The organism is Pedobacter sp. NO84 (assembly GCF_059703915.1).
Genome location: NZ_AP046575.1, coordinates 953,653 through 972,472, shown reverse-complemented (window position 1 = coordinate 972,472; position 18,820 = coordinate 953,653). Strand labels below are relative to the sequence as shown.

Genomic DNA, 18,820 nt, shown 5'->3' with positions numbered 1-18,820 from the left:
TTATGAGCCAACATTTAATACTTAAATCTGATCATAATTCTTAAAACTTTCTTTCTCAAAACGTGTTCTTACCAAACTTTTGGCAGCAGAAGCATTACAAAAAAAACTCTAAGATTTATGAAAATAGCATTTCACGGCGCAGCTCGTGCCGTAACGGGTAGCAAGCACCTCATCAAAATGGATAATGGCACCAACATTTTGCTCGATTGTGGGATGTTTCAAGGCATGGGCGAGATTACCGATAAGCTAAACGGTTATTTTGGTTTTAAGCCTTCGGATGTTACTTTTATGATCCTCTCCCATGCCCATATAGACCATTGCGGGTTATTGCCACGCCTGGTTGCAGAGGGATTTGAAGGCACCATCTATTCTACTCCTGCTACAATGGACCTAGCTCGGATCCTTCTTCTTGATTCGGCTAAGATCCACGAACAGGATGCGGAGTTTGCCAACAGCAATCTCAACATCGATCAGCCAGAAGAGCTTCCATTATTTACAGAAGAAGACGTGATCAAGACCATGGGGCAATTTAAGGTGATTGATTACGGTGAAGATTTTGAAATTAACCCACGTATAACTTTAAAGTTTACCGATGCGGGCCATGTAGTTGGCAGTGCTGCAGTACATTTAACCATATTAGAAAATGGTAAGGAAACCAGGTTAACTTTTAGCGGTGATATTGGCCGATATTCTGATCTGTTGCTCCGTAGCCCTCAGGTTTTTGATCAGGCCGATTATATCCTATTGGAATCGACCTATGGGAATTCGCTGCACAAAGATCAGGTACCTATTGAAGATCTTCTACTGGAAATAATTAACGAAACATGCCTAATCAAGAAGGGTAAAGTAATCATCCCGGCTTTTAGCGTTGGGCGTACCCAGGAGCTTCTTTTTGCACTTAATAGCTTGGAACTGAAAGGCAAACTCCCAGATGTACCCTACTTTGTTGATAGTCCACTGGCTACACAGGCCACACAAGTACTTAAAAACCATCCTGAGGTATTTAACAATGGAGTAAAACAGATTTTAAAGGTCGATGAGGATGTCTTCAGTTTTAAAGGCTTGCGTTATGTAGAAAGTCCGGCAGAATCAAGGAACCTGAACGCTGATACCAGACCATGCGTAATTATTGCCTCATCGGGAATGGCCGAAGGAGGAAGGATCCGTCACCATATAAGAAACACGATTTCCAACCAGAAGAACACCATTCTTATTGTAGGCTACTGCGACCCGCATTCTCTTGGAGGGAAGCTCGTCGCAGGCGAACGCTTGGTACAGATTTTCAAGGATCATTTCCATGTTCATGCCGACGTAAAAGTAATTAAGTCTATGAGTGCACATGGTGACTATGAAGACCTTTTGCATTTCGTGTCCTGCCAAGATCCAAAATTGAACAAACAAGTCTTCCTCGTCCATGGAGAATATGCCACCCAACAGGCATTTGCCGATAGATTAAAGGAAAAAGGATTCATGAACATTGCCATCCCGGCATACCATGAGGAATTTGAATTGGAATAAGACGGTTTTCAGTTGGGAGTTGGCAGTTGGCAGTTGGCACAACTCGAGTTTGTCACCCTGAACTTGTCGAAGGGCTTAACCTGGTCTTCGACAAGCTCAGACTGACAATTTAGGGATGAAACTGAGGTGTTTTTTATGCATACAAACCTCCAAGTGTGTCACCCTGAGCCTGTCGAAGGGCGGAGACAGTTTTCAGTTTTCAGTTAGCAGTTAACACTTAGCAGTTAGCAAATCTCCAAAGTTCTATGGTCACCCTAAGCTTGTCGAAGGGCTTAACTTGTCTTCGACTACGCTCAGACTGGCAATTAAAGGGGGGTGACTTAGTTGTTCTTAGATGGCTAACCCGCCTGCCGGCAGGCAGGGATGGTGAAAAAATAGGGCGAGTGATATGAAGCACTTATTCCCTCCTCTCCCCAATCTGTTGGCGCCACATGGAATAATATAATCCTTTATCCTCAAGTAATTCGTTATGCGAGCCAAATTCAGAAATCCTTCCCTTTTCTAAAACGTAGATGATATCCGCATGCATGATCGTTGAAAGTCGGTGAGCGATCAGGATTGTCATTTGGTTTCTGGAAGAAGAGATCTCTCGGATGGTGTTTGTGATCTGCTCTTCGGTTAATGAATCCAATGCCGAAGTGGCCTCGTCAAAAATCAAAAGTCGTGGATTACGAAGCAAGGCCCTGGCTATAGAAAGTCGCTGCTTTTCTCCTCCCGAAAGTTTCATTCCGTTTTCGCCTAGCATGGTATTAATACCATGTGAGGCTTTGGCAATCAATTTGGTAGCTGATGCCTTGGCTAGAGCTACTTCAATTTCAAGATCTGTGGCATCAGGCTTTACGAAAAGAAGATTATCTTTTATCGTTCCGGCATAGAGCTGGGTATCCTGTGTTACAAATCCGATCTGCCTCCTCAGCGGATTATACTGCACTAAGGTAGAAGAAACATCGTTAAAAGAAATCTTTCCTCCCACTGGTATATACAATCCAACCAACAATTTTACCAAGGTAGATTTTCCCGATCCTGAAGGTCCAACAAAAGCGATTGTTTGCCCGGTTTTTACAGAAAAAGATAGGTCATCAATTGCATTATAGCTTGCGGTCTTATGACGAAACACAACGTGATCAAACTCCAAGCGGTTCAATTGCTCTACTTCTACAGAATTTTCTGGACGCTGTTCTATAGGCCTGTTCATCAGTTTGTCAAAAGTCCGAAGTGAAGCATCCGCTTCGCGATATAGAATGATCATATTCCCCAAATCTTGAAGCGGATTAAAGATAGCTGTAGAAATAAACTGCATCGCGATCAATTCTCCAGTAGTGAGCACTTTCCGAAAAATAAGCCACAACAAAATAAAAAGAATGGATTGCTTTAAAAGACTAAGTAAATTCCCCTGTAAAAAAGTCAACATCGCCACTTTGCGGGCTTTGAGCATTTCCAGATCAAATATTTTAAGGGTCTGGCTGTTCAATCGCCTGATTTCAGAAAAGGTAAGCCCTAAACTTTTAACCAGTTCGATATTGCGCAGGCTTTCGGTAATCACTCCTGCTTGGCTGTCGGTTTGCCGATTAATTGAGCGCTGTATACCTTTGATCCGCTTAGAAACGAGGCCCGTTAATGATCCTAATAATAACACCCCCACAAAAAACACGGGAACAAGCAACCAGTTCTTCTCCAAACTGTACCAGATCAAAAAGCCCACTCCAACCATTGCCGAGAACAGTACATTGATAAAGGAATTGGTAAACCGTTCGGTATCGGTTTTTACTTTTTGCAATACAGACAAGGTAGCGCCACTTCTCGAATCTTCAAACTCTTGAAATGATAACCTTAAGGTTTGTTTAAGGCCATCATTAAAGATATGCATCCCAAATTTGGCCACTGCCTTTCTGGCTACAAAATCCTGTAATGCTTTGCACAGCCGGGCACCCACTGCAATTCCCAACGCCAATAACAACCAGTACACAATTCCTCTCACAAGCTCGTTTTCTGGGAGATTGTCCCGATTGGTTGCATACTTGTCGATAATCGTTCCGAAAATCATGGGGTCTAGCAAAGTAAGCACCTGCGCAGCGGCGGCCAACAAGAGCGCCAAAGCGATAAGCACCCAATGTGGACGCAAGTATTTCCATAAGATCTTCATAGGCATTTATTAGGCGAAAATAACATCCCTAATGGTAACAGCACAAAAGGACGAATGTTTCATCATCATTTTATTTGCAAGAAGGCGCCACTAACCCATTATCCCTTTGAGAGAAAATAATGTTGTAATAATAAGATGGTCTTTACATCTATGAACCAACCGCTTAACAATTTTTCTTTTGCCTCTGCAATTTTCATAGTAACCAGGTCAATATCTTCGCCCTCACCTTCAACTCCGCCACCCTCGCCGTGTGAGCCCTTACTATCATAAGCCGCAATAAAAAAATAGATAATTTCGGTATTTCCCCCGGGAGATGGATAACCCTGCATCACCTTTTTCAATCCAGAAATTTCATAACCAGTCTCTTCCCTAACTTCTCGTATTATCGCTTCTTCAGGACTTTCATTGTCTTCCAGTCCACCTGCACAGGTTTCTACCAAATATCCGCTCCCATTACCGTTTAGGTAGGTTGCCAAACGAACCTGTCGGGTAAAAAGAAATACCTGCTCTTCCTCATCAACCAGAAGTGCAGTTACTCCATCAGGCCTATAATAAATTTCGTTCTTTTGGGCAGTCTGTTTGCCATCTGAACCCTCTTTTTCGAATTCATATAATTTAAGCAGGAATTCCTTATCTGATAGGGTCTCTTCCTTTAAAATGTTGATCTGTGCCATAGCGAAAAAACAATATCAAGTTAAAGCGGTTTTGATTATTAACATCATATGTACAAATTCTGTAACATAACATAGATAGAAACGCAAGAGCGGATGGAAAAGCTAAAAGAACCTGTATTGAAAATCCTAAACAAAATGTATGAGCCCTCTACGCTTATTGAGCAACGATTTGGGCGTTACGACCTGGCCTTTCGCACCGACGATCAAGGTCGTCCTATTCTTTTGTTTATGGGCAAAAAGGACGCCAATGGGAAAATTAAGGGAGAACGGTACGCAAGAAGATTGGTTTTTGATAGCGAAGGCAAAACCATAAAAGACCATTGGGACAATAAAGGAAAAGCAAGTGTGTAGTTTTACCACTAATATTTTTCCGCAGATGGCACAGATGAACACAGATCATCAAGCCATTTAAAACGTTATGCAGCTAAATTTAGAGGGCATTTGTGTTTATCTTTCATATCGCGTTTAATATTTTTACAACCACGGATGGCACAGATGAACACAGATTATCAGCCATTTAAAAACATATGCAACTATAATTTAGAGGGCACCTGGGTTTATCTTTCATATCGCGGTTAATATCAGCGCTGCATTCATCACATTACCAATTAGATAAATAAATATTATAATCAGTTAAAATTAGGGCGTTAATCCCGCATTAATTATCGTAAATTATACCATGAACAAAATGCTGTTAATTTTCTGTTTGTTATTCTCTGCCATAGGATCAAAAGGAGCTATCACACTACCTAGTTTGGTAGGAAATAATATGGTTCTGCAACGCGATAAACCTATCAGAATTTGGGGATACGGCAAGGAGGGAGAAAACGTGAGCATCTCTTTTGCTAAAATAAAAACAAGTACTATCGTGGGCAAGGATGGAAAATGGTTTGCTCAACTACCTAAAATGCCGGCTGGCGGACCATTTACTATGGTACTGCAGGGCGAAAATAGAATTATCTTAACCAATGTTTTAGTGGGCGATGTGTGGATCTGCAGCGGGCAATCTAACATGGAGTTTAACCTTCAGGATGTGTTAAATGCTGAGCGTGAAATCAAATCAGCCCAGTACCCAAATATTAGGCTTTACCATATCGATAAGCAGATTTCGTTGCAGCCCAAATCGGATAGTAAAGGAAATTGGAGTTATTGCACACCTGAAAATGCAAAGTACTTCCCTGCCATTGGTTACTTTTTCGGAAAGAGAATCCATACCGATCTGAAAGTACCCATCGGTCTTATTAATGCAAGTTGGGGAGGTACAGTGATCGAAAGCTGGATTAGCGCCCCCGGCCTTATAGGGGAAGCTACCTTTGGAGAAAAAGCACAAACTGTTGCCAAATTTGACACCTTAGCCTACAACAACAAACAGCGGGAACTGAACAACCGTTGGGTAAAGAATTTTAACGATCAGGATTTGGGCTCAGTTAACGGCACTTTTAATTGGGCACAAGGTGAATTTGCTGATGGGAAGCCAATAGAGTTGCCCAGCGCATGGGAATTTACAAAATTGCCCGACCTCTGGGAGCTGGACGGCGTGGTATGGTTTAAAAAACAGATTGAGCTAACTGAAGCAGATTTAAAAGGAGAAGCGAAATTAAATTTAGGCGTGATCTTAAATGCGGATCAAGCCTTTTTTAATGGAACATTAATTGGGCAAACAGCCGATGTGTGGGGTAAAAACAGATCCTATCCCATTTCTCGTAGTCTCCTGAAAACGGGGATCAACACCATCACTGTCCGCATTGAAAACTATGGAGGCGATGGGGGTTTCATGAGTGGGGCCAATCAGTTTTTTCTTAGCACCTCTGGCCATAATCTCCCTTTACAAGGAACATGGCAGTACCAGATTGGTTATAAACTGTCAACATATAACCGACCTGAAAAAGAAATTAGTCCGAACACCCTCCCTACCCTGATGTACAATAATATGATTAGTCCGATTACAGGCTTGGCCGTTAAAGGCATCCTATGGTATCAGGGCGAAAGTAATTGGGAGCGTGGTGAGCAGTACCAAACCTTGTTCCCGAGAATGATTGCTGATTGGAGAACCCAATTTAATGACCCTGACCTTCCCTTTTTATATGTACAATTGGCCAACTATCATCAAAAAATGAATGATCCGGGCGATTCTTACTGGGCCGAAGTACGGGAAGCGCAAGACCTTACACAAAAAGTAAAAAACACAGGCATGGTAACTGCAATCGATGTAGGTGATGCGGCCAATATCCACCCCAAAAACAAGCAGGAAGTAGGACGTAGGTTGGCACTTTTGGCAGAAAAAATGGTCTATGGATTGGCCGTAGATTCGTTAAGTCCAGCTTTTAAAAGCTTTGAGATTAAGGAAAACGCTATTCAGATCAACTTAAAAAACACCTATGGCACTATTAAAACTACCGCTGGTGAACCAGGTAATTTCCAGATCGCAGGCGCTGATCACCTTTGGTATTGGGCCAAAGCCAAAATTGTAAACCAAACCTTGTTGGTTAGCAGCGAAAAAGTAAGTAATCCAATTGCCGTAAGGTATGCTTGGGAAGACAATCCCGCAGCTGCAAATGTGATCAATGCCAAAGGTTTACCGCTATTGCCATTTAGAACGGATAATTGGAAAGGATGGAGTACAGGGAAGAGGTAGGCTTCCGTTATAACCTCTGAGTTCAATACTTTAGAAGTCTTAAATTTAAACATATAAGAAATATAGGTTGCCTAGCTGGAGTATAACTAGCCGCAGATATATCTCCCCATCGTGTATTTTTGAAGTTGATTGCTTATGCGGTCTTTGCTTCTTTGTGGTTATCTTTTTACCACTTTAAAAACCTAAGTTATTTTCCTCAATGATCACCCTGAGCTTGTCAAAGACTAGTTATGCCCTTCGACTACGCTCAGGGTGACACGATTAAAAGACTCTAATTGATCATTAAAAGTTGCCACTGTTAGGTTGTTGAGACATATTAAAACTATCTGCGCACGCTTATCGCCTAACGCTCATCCTTCTTATGAGCTCCATACATGCCCTACTATTGTGATACGGACACTTCCACACACCAACCTTGTCTTCATCCGTGGGTTTTCCATTTTCATCCACCCCCCAAAACCATTCTCCTTTTTGATGATCAATGATGTTAGCTTTCACAAACTCCCATGTAGTTAGGCTAAGTTTTAAAAAATCTTCGTTATTCGAGATTTCCCAAGCATTGTAGAAACCGATCATGGCCTCGGCCTGTACCCACCAATGTTTTTCTTTAACGAGATGATTTTGGTTTGTTTCAAACTCGTATGCTAAACCACCATCTGTGTCAAGACCTTCTTTGCTAGCCTTAGCCATTTGTACGCCTAACCCTTTTAATTGTGCAATTAGTGTTTCATCGTTAATGGTTTCGGCGGCTTCTAACAACAGCCAAGCGGCTTCAATGTCGTGTCCGTAAGAAATGGTAGCTGATTTAGCTTCCCAGCTTTCATTAAAAAATAAAATGAGATGCCCCGTTCTCTGATCAATGATATGTTGGGTAAAATTACCGATCAATGAACTAATTTCCAGTTTAAGGGTTTCATCTGGCCAAATTCGGTAAAGGTTGGTAAATGCTTCCAGCACATGCAGGTGCGTGTTCATTGTTTTTTGCTCGTTAGCATCTTTATCACTGAGGCGCAAATCTGCAATAGGTTGCCATTCTCTGCTAAAGGCTTCGAAATAACCGCCTTTAATATTATCGAAAGTATGTTTAATTAAATCGTTATATAGTTTAACGGCAAGTACTTTTGCTTTAGGGTTTTGGGTGGCCGAGTGGTATTCGCTAAAAGCATAAATAGCAAATGCGATGGCATAAACTTGTTTTTTTGGATCTAGTGGATTACCCTTTGCATCCAATAACCAATATACTCCACCAAACTCGTGATCAACAAAATAGGTGCTCATATACTCGAATGCGCGATCTGCGATAGGGAGATAAACCGGATTTCCGGTTAAGTTATAACCCGCGGCAAAAGACCATAAAATCCTTGCATTTAATACGCTGCCCTTCGCAGCATTTGCCTCAATTTTATTAGAATTCGTAATGCGCCCAACAAATCCTCCATTGGTAAGATCGAGCGTATGATCCATCCAATATTGAAGAATGTTTTTTAACTCATCATTAAGTTCTTTGCAATAAGTTTGTAAGTCTTCTCTAGGGGAATTAAACGGTGTCACTTACATTATTTTTTTCAATGTTACTTAAAATTGCGTTAACCGTACTTGCCGAACGCAAACCATCTGGTGGTGTATTCATTACATAATCTAACAAAACAGGGAGCGTACTTGTTGCTACATGCATTCTGGTATCAGAAGAGGCATAATAAATAAATATGCTCCCATCTTCATCTAAGATCCACCCATTGCTAAAAACCACATTAGAAACATCTCCAATCCTCTCTTCTCCCTCTGGAGCCAAAAAATAACCGGCGGGCTTATAAATTACATTGGTGATATCCTGGAGATCGGTCATGAACATATACAGTACATAGCGTAATCCAGCGGCGGTATTTCGTACCCCATGGGCAAGAAACAACCAGCCAAATTTGGTTTTAATGGGTTCTGGTCCCATTCCATTTTTAGCTTCATATACGGTATGGTATTTCTTGTTATCAACAATTGTTTCTTTCTCAATTATGGCATTTTCGATAGATTTACTTAGTCCAAATCCTATTCCGCCGCCCGTACCACTTTCAATAAACCCATCTTGTGGGCGCGTAAAAAAAGCATATTTCCCGTCTACAAATTCAGGATGTAAAACCACATTCCGTTGTTGCGGAGAGGGTGTTTTTAAGTCGGCCAGGCGATGCCAGGTCTTAAGATCTCTGGTTCTCACTATTCCGCACTGGGCTATGGCCATGGATTGATCATGTGATGGTGCAGCCGGATCTTTTCTTTCGGTACAAAAGAGTCCATACATCCAACCATCTTCATGTTGGACAATGCGCATATCATAAACGTTGGTATCGGGCACACTTGTTTCTGGTAAGGTTATCGGCTCATCCCAAAAAGTAAAATTATCTATTCCATTGCCGCTCTCTGCCACTGCGAAGAAAGATTTACGATCTACGCCTTCCACCCTAACTATAAGTACATATTTATCGTTAAACTTAATCGCGCCAGAGTTAAATGTCGCATTGATACTAATCCGTTCTAAGAGATAGGGATTAGTTTGTGGATTAAAATCGTATTTCCAACTTAATGGCACATGTTTAGCGGTAAGCACAGGATTTTCATAGCGTTCGAAAATACCATTACCCGTAGTTACCTTTTTATTGTTAAGGGTAATTAGCTTTTTGTAACTGTCTTCTAATTGTTGCCTTCTTTCTTCGAAATCTATCATAAAAACTTTCTTTTTAATCTTCTAATTTGTTCCACCAGGTTCTTTTTAAAATCATTATGATTACAAAAAGAATGGCTATCGTAATCCATAATGGTGCTTGCATATTCAGGATTAAATACATGGGCAAAATGGTTAGGCACAACTGTGCGATGATGCCCAGCACAACATTAAACATATCTAGTTTAAACCTATCGTTGCCTTTAAAATCAGGCTCTTCTGCAACTACCAAATCGTGGATGGGTTTCCAAAAACCCCAAGGCCTTACGGTTCTATAAAATGATTTTAAGGTTTCAACAGGTGTAGGTTCAGCAGCATAAGTACCTATAATACATCCAATTAAAGATAGCACAAAAAGCAGTGGCCACCAATACAGCGGTAATCCTGAAGTAACATAGGGCATAAGTAATGCAGCGATAATACCTACGGCCATTCCATAAAAAAATCCATTAGCATTGAAACGCCACCAATACCATTTTAAACAATTAGCGGCAACATATCCACCGTAGAGGCCACCCACTATCCATTGCAGTACATCATTCACATTTTTGGCAAAGAAGCCTAGCACTACTCCAATAACCACCACCAGAATGCCTACGATATAGTTCATCCTGATGATTTTTGTTGTACTTGCCTTTGGATTAAAATATTTAAGGTAAATATCATTTACGATATAGGCCTGAGCCGCATTCAGCGTTCCGCTAAAAGTGCCCATAAAAGCACCTAAAAGGCCTGTTAGTACCAATCCAAGGATTCCTACTGGCAAGAAATTATTTATCGTTGCGGGCAAAATCCGCTCAAAATCTGTAATCCCATCTGGACCTTTTAAATACAATTGATTATAGTACAGCAGCGCTAAAACGGTTAATCCGATTACCATCGAATAGCGAATAGGTAACAGGATGATACTTACAAAACCTGTCATTTTACTCGCATCTTTAGGGCTTCTGGTGCTCAATACTTTTTGCATATCGTAATTAGGTGCCGGGCCGGCCAACGATGCAAAAACTCCTTTCATTAACATCATCCCAAAGAATAAGCTGAACAGACTAAAACCATCATCGGCTATTTTCTGATTGGCTTCTGCCGCAATCTTAGACCAATCTAGATCTAGTTTCCAACCAAAAAATGGGTCATCCCAACCCTTTGGCACATTTAACGTTTGTCCGTTTAAATGTGTTATTGCGATAACAGCAATAGCCACACAGGCGACGGTCATGATCGCATACTTGATTATATCGCCCTGCACAATACTGTGCATCCCCCCTAAAATGGAATAGAACATGGCAAAAAGCGTAAATACTATTCCATAAAAGTGCGGAATATACTTTGGAGCAATATCAAAGGGGATGTAACCGCTCACCATATCCCATGGGATAAAGATTTCTACAAACTTGCCCAATCCAATAAAGCCATAGGCGAGGAAGCCAAAACAACTCAGCAGAGCGAAAGCAATAACTACAATATGAGATGCCCTTACACCCTTTCCGGTTAGTCCAAATCGTGTTTGCAACCATTCGGCACCAGTATTCGCATTACTTCTGCGCAACCATTTGCTCAAGAACATCATCATAAACACTTGGTTAAATACCGGCCAAAGCCAAGGGATCCAAATGCTTTTTAAACCATATACAAAACATAAAGCTACCATCCACATGGTACCACTGATATCGAACATATCCGAAGCATCACTTAAACCAAGCTTATACCAGGGTAAGGATTTGCCTCCCAATAGGTAGCTTTCCTTGTTTTGCTTGGCTTTTTTACGGTACCAAAATCCAAGGAACACCATGGAGGCGAGGTAGAGGATAATAATCGAAATATCTATGAGTTGAAGCTTCATGTAGTTAGTTGAATAGCTGGTAATTTATTTACTGATAATTGGTAATTGGTTATCCCGATAGCTATCGGGAGGTTAACTGGTAACTGTTAATTGTAAACTGCTCACTGGTAACTGATTAATTAGTTTGGTATAAATTTGTTCTCATATCGTTTAGGAAAAGTGTCTTTGGATGGTCGTAAAACTGTTTAAAATCTTTTTCACTCGTGTGTCCGGGGTATGGGGCATAAAAATGTCCGGTGTGTGCGTTTCGCCAAACCAACATATATGCTATCCTCGAGGCATATTCATCTGCCATGATTCGATTAAAAATGGTAGTAAACCAAGTTGGCTGTACAATTTTTTCCTGCCCTGTTTCGGTTAAAGCAGCAAGTTTGTTCTTAGCTTGGGCATACCTACAAATTTGGCTGAGCGAGCTTACCGCTAGGGCCACCGAGGCTTCATCATTAATATCTTTAAACTCAAAATAATCATCAAAGCCAAGCACATCTACATAGTTGTCTCCCGGGTAACGTTCCAAATAGCGACTAAAATCGCCTTCAATCCGGTCGGGCGAATAGGCATAAAGAATGTTATGCAGCTGTTTATTATCTCGAAGATAAGCTACCGTAAATTGCCATAAGGCCTTGTACTCGGCAATGGTACAGAAGGGTCTGCCCCACCAAAACCAGTTTCCGGTATGTTCATGAAATGGGCGAAAAATAACAGGGATAGCCACTCCTTTTGATGTTTTTAAGGATTTGACAAACGCCGCTACCTGATCTAGTGCCTTTACAAACTCTTGGTGCTTGCTACCACCAGGTAAAATGGCGGAGACACATTTGGTAGTATCGTAAAAATTTTTGCCCGTTACAAAGTTTTGCATATGCCAGCTCAAGGTGTTTACCCCCCCCATTTCAACCACCTGTTGGCAATAACGTTTTAGGTTTAATCCATATTCTCTTGCACTTTTGGCGGTATCATTGGTGGCAATGCTTTGTAAATCCCAACCAAAAACGGCAGGGTGACTTCCGGTTACCATTTTCACATCGCTCTTGTCGTATTCATTCTTCCATCCAATGCCATACAGTAGTGCATCTTGTTGGCCAAATAACACTCCTTTGCCACTAAGCGACATTAGATTGGCGAACAAAGCTTGTGTAGCAGATGTAGCTTTAGGATCAACCAAAATGTACTTTCGATTTTGTGCTAGGCCAAGTTGGGCAAGGTTAACCAGCAATAAGGTAATTAAATAACTATATTTCCTCATTGCTTATCGATAAATAGAATATTTTTTTAACCCATCCTGCAGCAAAATCTTGCCCGACTTCCAAATCCCTATAAAATCATTGGCAGATGTTTGTCCCGGATAGGGTGCATAGTAATGATTGTCTTTTTCTTTTTCGCGATAGCCTGCATTGCGCCAAAACAGGGCGTAAGATGGGGGTGTTTGCGCAATGGCTTTTGCAAAAATGGTCGACCACCAATTGGACATAGGGATTTCAACGAAGCCTATTTCGGCAATGGCGTTTAGCTTTTTCTTGCGTTTGGCTAAGCGATCTTGGATGGCTAATTTTTTTATAATGTCATTTTTAAAGGATTCTGCTTGTTGGGTTCCATGCTGATATGCATCAAAACTGAGCACATCAACAAAAGAATCGCCGGGATAACGTTGCAGATATTGTTCTTCGGTATTGAAATCGCAGGGATTAAATACATAGATGAGGTTGTGGAGCTGCTTCACGTCACGCAGATACTGTACAGTAAACCTCCAAAGTTCTTGGTATTGTTTAGGACTGCAGCTTTTTGCGCCCCACCAGAACCATCCACCACTGTGTTCGTGGAAAGGTCTGAAAAGAATGGGGATTGCGTTCCCATCGGTTCCTTTTAAGGACTGGGCAAAAATGGCAAATTGATCGAGCCATGTTTTATAGAGCTGATGTTTTGCGCCTTTCGGGAGAATTACACTAACCGCATTACTGGTAGTGTCCCATGCCGATTTTAGATTTAAGGGGTTATCCATATGCCAGCTTAAGGTATTGATGGCACCTAGATCATATGCTTTTCGGATGTATTGCCGCATGTTAGCAAAGGGCACACCATCAATATTTAACTTTTCTTTTTTCTCCAGTCCCGCTAGTTCCCAACCAAATACTGCCGGATAGTGTCCTGTAAGGTCCTTGATGTCGCTCCTTCCCGATTCATATTTCCAGCCCACCCCATAGGCCATATCATCCTGATGCCCAAAAAGCACTTCTTTACCCGCAAGCTGCTGTAGTTTAGCAAACAATTTTCTAGTGTTTGGGGTAGCCTTTGTATCAATAAGCTGAGCTAAAGCAGTAGCTTGAAAGGAGACAACTACTAATAAGAAGAATAGGATCTTTTTGTTCATTTAATCTTTGGTATCATTAGAAATTGGCCAATCTAATAGTTAACTAAAATAGGGATGAATTTAACTTAACGGATAATACTATTTTAACCAATTCAAATATTAAATCCATTATTTAAAATATAATTATGCTTTAATTACACATTAAACAAAATATATTTTGTTAAATTGCATCAATGTTCTTTTATCTTAAAGTTATTTTTTTCTAACTTAACTATGCATAACATCATTAAAGAAATTACGCCGCTTACCCAGAATGATTGTTTTACTATTTTCTCTAGGGTTAAGAAAGATTTCGATTTTCCCTTGCATTTCCATGAGGAATTTGAGTTAAATTTTATTTTAAATGCTCCAAGAGCAAAGCGGATTGTAGGAGACAATATAGAAGAAATTACAGACATGGAGCTGGTTTTGGTTGGACCAAATCTTTCACACGTGTGGACAACGCATCTCTGCCAGAGCGAAGAAATTACAGAAGTTACCATTCAGTGGCATAAAGACCTCTTTGATGATAAGATGTTGAGAAGAAATCAACTGAGCCTGATCAGAAAAATGTTTGAACGTTCGGTAAGGGGAATTCTTTTTCCGAGGGAAACCATTGAAAAGGTTCACCAACGTATTTTAGCCATTAATCAGCTTCAGGGATTCGACTCGGTATTGGAACTGATGAGTATCCTGCACGACCTTTCTACCTCTAAGAGCATGCGTATTTTATCAGATGCTACGTTTAACAACGATCAGGTGCTTAACTACAACAGCCGGAGAATAGACAAGGCTTTCGAATTTATGAATGCCAATTTTGATAAGCTGATTACCCTAAAAGATTTGGCAAAGCTTGTTAGCATGACGGAGGTTTCTTTTAGTCGGTTTATAAAAAAACGTACCGGTAACACCTTTATCGATAGCTTAAATGAAATAAGGTTAGGCCATGCCACACGGATGTTGATAGAAACCACACATTCGGTTGCCGAAATCTCTTACAACTGCGGATTTAATAATATTTCCAATTTTAATCGGCTATTCAAGAAAAAGAAACACTGCACCCCGAAAGAGTTTAGAGAGAATTTCTCGGGAACGAGGGTTTTTATATAGCATGGGGCATGGGGCATGGGGCTTTGAGCATGGATCGTTTGGCGTAGCAAATATTTTAAAATGCAAAGAAGTTTAGAGAAAGCTAGTTGATGAGTTATTCTTCAATAGGTTCACCAATTTTTCAACACTTTAGATACCTAAGGAGCCTTAGCTTTTAGTAAACAAAGCATGCACTCTATTTTTTTTCACCATCCCTGCCTGCCGGCAGGCAGGTAAGACATCCAAGAACAGCTAAGATTTATGCAACAATAATCTCAGCGTTCTTTGCGTAATACTTTGCGACCTCTACGTTAGATTAGGCGCATCGCTATGCGTTGGGCGGAGAGTAGCGTTAGGCGGTAAGCGTGGGCTTAGGTTAAAGATTAACCTTTTCCAGAATTAACATCAGCACATCATGAGCGGGAATGGTGGCCTTCAAATTCGTTTTTGTAGTACCTAATGATTTTCCTGTCCAAGCGTTTTTAAGTTGATATAGTATCTGCTTCGCGTTTATTTCCCTGTTAAACAACTCGTCCTTTACAAGTTCCGATTGCCAACTAAAAGTGATCTCCTTATCTGTTGTAGAACGATTCAGGAACCACACGGCCCAATTCCCATTTTTCAATGGCTTAAACCAGGTTTCCATTCCATCTGCAACAGCATATCTAAAACCTTGGATACCCAGCGAATCCTGATTAACTGAAATCACTGCCTTATTGGTTAATACATCCAACGTTTCCTTGTTCATACTTCGTAAATCATTACCGGCAATAAGTGGCGCTGCCAGCATCGCCCACATGGCGAAATGTGCCCGATCTTCTCCCTCGGTAAGTTTACCGTTTCCGATTTCTAGCATATCGGGATCATTCCAGTGGCCCGGACCTGCGTATTTCCTTAATCCTTCTTGTTTATCTAAAATCTGCATCACGCCCCATGATTTCCAGCTCCCATGATCTTCGATGCAATCAAAACAATTAAAAATATCTCCACTTGTGCGCCATAAATGCCCAACCGCAGGACCCCAAACCCATGGCTGGTCTGTTCCCCATTCGCAGATACTCAGCACCATTGGTCTTCCCGCCCTGCGCAATGCTGCTGTTATGGTTTTATAAGCACCCTCAGCTTTAAGGCCTTCGGTATTACACCAATCATATTTTAGGTAATCTACTCCCCAATTAGCATAGCTTAGTGCGTCCTGAAATTCGAAGCCCCTACTCCCCGGCCGGCCCCCACAGGTTTGCGAGCCCGCATCAGAATATAGGCCTAATTTCAATCCTTTGCTGTGAATGTAATCTGCCAAGGCTTTCATCCCAGAGGGGAAACGCTTCGGATCAGGATGAATAAAACCTAAGCTATCTCTATCGCCGTGCCAGCAATCGTCGATATTGATATAGGAATAGCCCGCATCCTTCATCCCAGAACTAACCATAGCATCAGCAGTTTCGCGGATCAATTTCTCGTCTACATTACAAGCAAATTTATTCCAGCTGTTCCATCCCATCGGCGGGGTTAATGCCAGGCCATCAAACTTCTTGTAATTTTGAACATATTTTTCTCCCTGGCCAAAAGCCGTAAAGGAGATAAATAAACAGCTTAAGAAAATACTAATCTTCATTTTATTGGTTTAAATTTCGTAGTTGCGTTCTAATGTACTTCCCTGCGGGTGTAAGCATCTCGATGGGCCAATTACCGGTAACCTTAGCGCCCGGCATAAGCAGCGCAGTAGTTTCTTTTTTATCTGTTATATTCCAATTGGCCCAACTTAACTTATGTCTTTCCATCCATGCAAACCATTTATCGGTTTTTTCCTGGTCAAATTTACCATCGCCATTAGCCTCTCCTACACCCCATTCGGTTACAAAAACGGGAAGGCCTGCTGCAATAGCTTCATCGGCACGTGCCATTAATGCTTCTTGATGGTGAGGTTCTGATGCATAAAAATGAAATGAGTAGGCAATATTTTCCACATCTTTAAGCGGATCTTTGGCTACCGTATCAATATCTTGATCCCAGTGCGGGCTGCCCACAACGATAAGTGAGTTTTGATCTTGCTTTCTGATGGCTGTGATCACCGTTTGGGCATAGGTTTTTACCACCCCCCAAGATGCACGTTCAGGTTCATTGTAAATTTCATAAATCACATTTGGAACCCCAGCGTAACGTTTGGCCATCTTGCCAAAAAATGCTACCGCTTGGGACTGGTGTTCCTCTGCATGATGATCGTGCCAATCTAGCAATACGTACAACCCTTTTTCGAGAGCTGCATCAACGGTTTCGGTAATTAGTTTTTCTTGACCTATTTGATCTTGCAGATAACCTCCCTCTGGCTCAATGGCCATAGAAATACGCAGCAAACTGATGTTAAAATCGGCATCGAGCCAGTTCACCACATCCCTGTTATAATATTTTCGGCCTGCCCAAATGCTCCACGACAAACTGATCCCACGAAGCTGTGGTTCAATGTTAAACTTGTCCAGTATCTTACCATCAACCACCTTTAGCGCACCATGTTTTTGCACTGGGGTTAATTTTTGCGCAAAGGTAATGGTGCAGCATACCAACAAAAACAAACACAGAGCTGATCGCTTTTTCATAGAATGATTATTTGATCTGGTACATGGATGGCATTTTATCGGAAAATAGCACAAAACCATCGTTTTTAAAATTAACAAAATCTGTTGCCGCGGCATGACCGGCATAGGGCGTCCAATACGCATCTTTGGTATTCGCCCACACCAGCGCATAAGCAAATTCGAGGTTTTGATTTTTGAGCGATTTTAGTAATTGTTGGGTATACCAATCTGATCGCGTAAGATTTTGCAGTCCTGTTTCTGTTAAAGCGGCCAATTTATTGTGTGCTTTGGCATAATCAGAAACGATTTTAAACTTGGCTGCCGCAATCGAGGGCGAAACGTTGGCTTTCATGTCTTCATAATTATCTGTACCTACCAGATCTACATATTCATCTCCGGGATAGTAATTTAGGTATTGTGCTTCAGAATTAAAGTTTCGATCTGGCGACCAGGCAAAAAGAAAGTTCTTCACTGCGAGATCGTCCCTCAGATAGGTAACGGTATAGCGGTACATAGCAATATACTCTGATGCAGAGGCATGACCACTTCCCCACCAAAACCAGCTTCCATCCATCTCATGAAAGGGCCTAAAAATAATCGGAATGAGCTTGCCATCACTACCCACAAGGGTTTTTGCATAGTCGGCTATTATTTTTAGAGAAGCTTTGAAGGTTTCATTTGCTGTTCCTCCAGGGATGGTTTGGCTAGCCGCAGGCACCGGCGAGTCTGTCCAATAAAAGCCACCTTTGCTTACAGGGTTCGCATAATGCCAACAATAGGTATTTATTCCTCCACGGTTGTAGGCTTCTATGGTTAAGGTTCGTGCTATCGATTTTTCATAGTCGAACCAGTTTCCCGAAGCAAAATTGGTCATGTGGATAAAATCGTGCCCATATACGGCCGGATAGGATCCTGTAACCGTTTTAACGTCGCTCTGCGTATTTGAAACGCCAGAAAACTGCTGCTCGTTGGCCCACTGAGTGCTGGCATTGGTAACTCCTCTTTTGGTATCGTCTTGATGGCCAAAAAGCACATTCGTTTTGGCAATTTGTTTAAGGTTATAAAATAAAGCGGCTGTTTCATCAGTGGCATTTTTGGTAACCAACCATCCTTTTACTTCGGCCAAAGTTGGCGTTTTCTCGGGGATGGGAACTATGGGCACTACGGGTTCTGGTATAACATCTTTACTTCCTTTTTTACAGGAAAACAGGCCGCTTACCAGTAAAGACAGTAAAATTACCCTAAAAATTTGTGGTCGGATCGGATTGTTAAATGGTTTCATAAT

General features: G+C 41.4%; 14 protein-coding genes. 4 read left to right on the top strand and 10 right to left on the bottom strand.

Features of this window, described 5'->3' with window-relative positions:
• Nucleotides 1-117 precede the first annotated feature (117 nt).
• Complete coding sequence (locus AC6H0V_RS04280) at nucleotides 118-1,518, top strand: MBL fold metallo-hydrolase RNA specificity domain-containing protein (RefSeq protein ID WP_497562476.1); 1,401 nt, start codon at nucleotides 118-120, stop codon at nucleotides 1,516-1,518.
• 397 nt (nucleotides 1,519-1,915) lie between these two features.
• Here the strand turns inward: AC6H0V_RS04280 and AC6H0V_RS04275 are convergent, their stop codons facing one another.
• Both AC6H0V_RS04275 and AC6H0V_RS04270 read right to left on the bottom strand, forming a co-directional pair.
• A complete protein-coding gene (locus AC6H0V_RS04275) occupies nucleotides 1,916-3,661 on the bottom strand; it encodes an ABC transporter ATP-binding protein (protein ID WP_497562475.1) in 1,746 nt (581 codons plus the stop codon).
• Nucleotides 3,662-3,759: 98 nt separating this feature from the next.
• Nucleotides 3,760-4,335, bottom strand: coding sequence for an NUDIX domain-containing protein (locus AC6H0V_RS04270; RefSeq protein WP_497562474.1), 576 nt, complete (start codon nucleotides 4,333-4,335; stop codon nucleotides 3,760-3,762).
• 93 nt (nucleotides 4,336-4,428) lie between these two features.
• Between AC6H0V_RS04270 and AC6H0V_RS04265 the strand changes: the two genes are divergently transcribed.
• Nucleotides 4,429-4,686, top strand: a complete 258-nt coding sequence (locus AC6H0V_RS04265; protein ID WP_497562473.1) for a hypothetical protein — start codon at nucleotides 4,429-4,431, stop codon at nucleotides 4,684-4,686.
• Nucleotides 4,687-5,014: 328 nt separating this feature from the next.
• On the top strand, nucleotides 5,015-6,970 hold the full coding sequence (locus tag AC6H0V_RS04260; protein WP_497562472.1) for a sialate O-acetylesterase: 1,956 nt from the start codon (nucleotides 5,015-5,017) through the stop codon (nucleotides 6,968-6,970).
• Nucleotides 6,971-7,306: 336 nt separating this feature from the next.
• Here AC6H0V_RS04260 and AC6H0V_RS04255 read toward each other — a convergent pair whose 3' ends face one another.
• The 5 genes from AC6H0V_RS04255 to AC6H0V_RS04235 all read right to left on the bottom strand — a co-directional run bounded on the left by AC6H0V_RS04255 (nucleotide 7,307) and on the right by AC6H0V_RS04235 (nucleotide 13,894).
• Nucleotides 7,307-8,521, bottom strand: a complete 1,215-nt coding sequence (locus AC6H0V_RS04255) for an AGE family epimerase/isomerase (RefSeq protein ID WP_497562471.1) — start codon at nucleotides 8,519-8,521, stop codon at nucleotides 7,307-7,309.
• Nucleotides 8,508-9,686 carry a glycoside hydrolase family 130 protein gene (locus tag AC6H0V_RS04250; RefSeq protein WP_497562470.1) on the bottom strand — a complete coding sequence of 393 codons (1,179 nt, stop codon included), beginning with the start codon at nucleotides 9,684-9,686 and terminating at the stop codon, nucleotides 8,508-8,510. The genes AC6H0V_RS04255 and AC6H0V_RS04250 overlap by 14 nt, the downstream gene beginning before the upstream one ends.
• A gap of 13 nt (nucleotides 9,687-9,699) precedes the next feature.
• The gene (locus tag AC6H0V_RS04245) at nucleotides 9,700-11,526 is read right to left on the bottom strand and encodes a sodium:solute symporter family protein (protein ID WP_497562469.1); all 1,827 of its coding nucleotides are present in this window, start codon (nucleotides 11,524-11,526) and stop codon (nucleotides 9,700-9,702) included.
• Nucleotides 11,527-11,641: 115 nt separating this feature from the next.
• Nucleotides 11,642-12,772, bottom strand: a complete 1,131-nt coding sequence (locus tag AC6H0V_RS04240; RefSeq protein ID WP_497562468.1) for a glycoside hydrolase family 26 protein — start codon at nucleotides 12,770-12,772, stop codon at nucleotides 11,642-11,644.
• Nucleotides 12,773-12,775: 3 nt separating this feature from the next.
• Nucleotides 12,776-13,894 carry a glycoside hydrolase family 26 protein gene (locus tag AC6H0V_RS04235; protein ID WP_497562467.1) on the bottom strand — a complete coding sequence of 373 codons (1,119 nt, stop codon included), beginning with the start codon at nucleotides 13,892-13,894 and terminating at the stop codon, nucleotides 12,776-12,778.
• A 213-nt stretch (nucleotides 13,895-14,107) separates the two neighbouring features.
• Here AC6H0V_RS04235 and AC6H0V_RS04230 point away from each other — a divergent pair, with 213 nt between their 5' ends.
• Nucleotides 14,108-14,983: a helix-turn-helix domain-containing protein gene (locus AC6H0V_RS04230; RefSeq protein WP_497562466.1), complete on the top strand. Its 876-nt coding sequence runs from the start codon at nucleotides 14,108-14,110 to the stop codon at nucleotides 14,981-14,983.
• 355 nt (nucleotides 14,984-15,338) lie between these two features.
• Here the strand turns inward: AC6H0V_RS04230 and AC6H0V_RS04225 are convergent, their stop codons facing one another.
• Genes AC6H0V_RS04225 through AC6H0V_RS04215 form a run of 3 tightly spaced genes read right to left on the bottom strand, consistent with a single transcriptional unit; the run spans nucleotide 15,339 to nucleotide 18,817 of the window.
• Nucleotides 15,339-16,577, bottom strand: coding sequence for a glycoside hydrolase family 27 protein (locus AC6H0V_RS04225; RefSeq protein WP_497562465.1), 1,239 nt, complete (start codon nucleotides 16,575-16,577; stop codon nucleotides 15,339-15,341).
• A gap of 1 nt (nucleotide 16,578) precedes the next feature.
• The gene (locus AC6H0V_RS04220) at nucleotides 16,579-17,556 is read right to left on the bottom strand and encodes a glycoside hydrolase family 5 protein (protein ID WP_497562464.1); all 978 of its coding nucleotides are present in this window, start codon (nucleotides 17,554-17,556) and stop codon (nucleotides 16,579-16,581) included.
• A 7-nt stretch (nucleotides 17,557-17,563) separates the two neighbouring features.
• Nucleotides 17,564-18,817, bottom strand: a complete 1,254-nt coding sequence (locus tag AC6H0V_RS04215) for a glycoside hydrolase family 26 protein (protein WP_497562463.1) — start codon at nucleotides 18,815-18,817, stop codon at nucleotides 17,564-17,566.
• Nucleotides 18,818-18,820 lie beyond the last annotated feature (3 nt).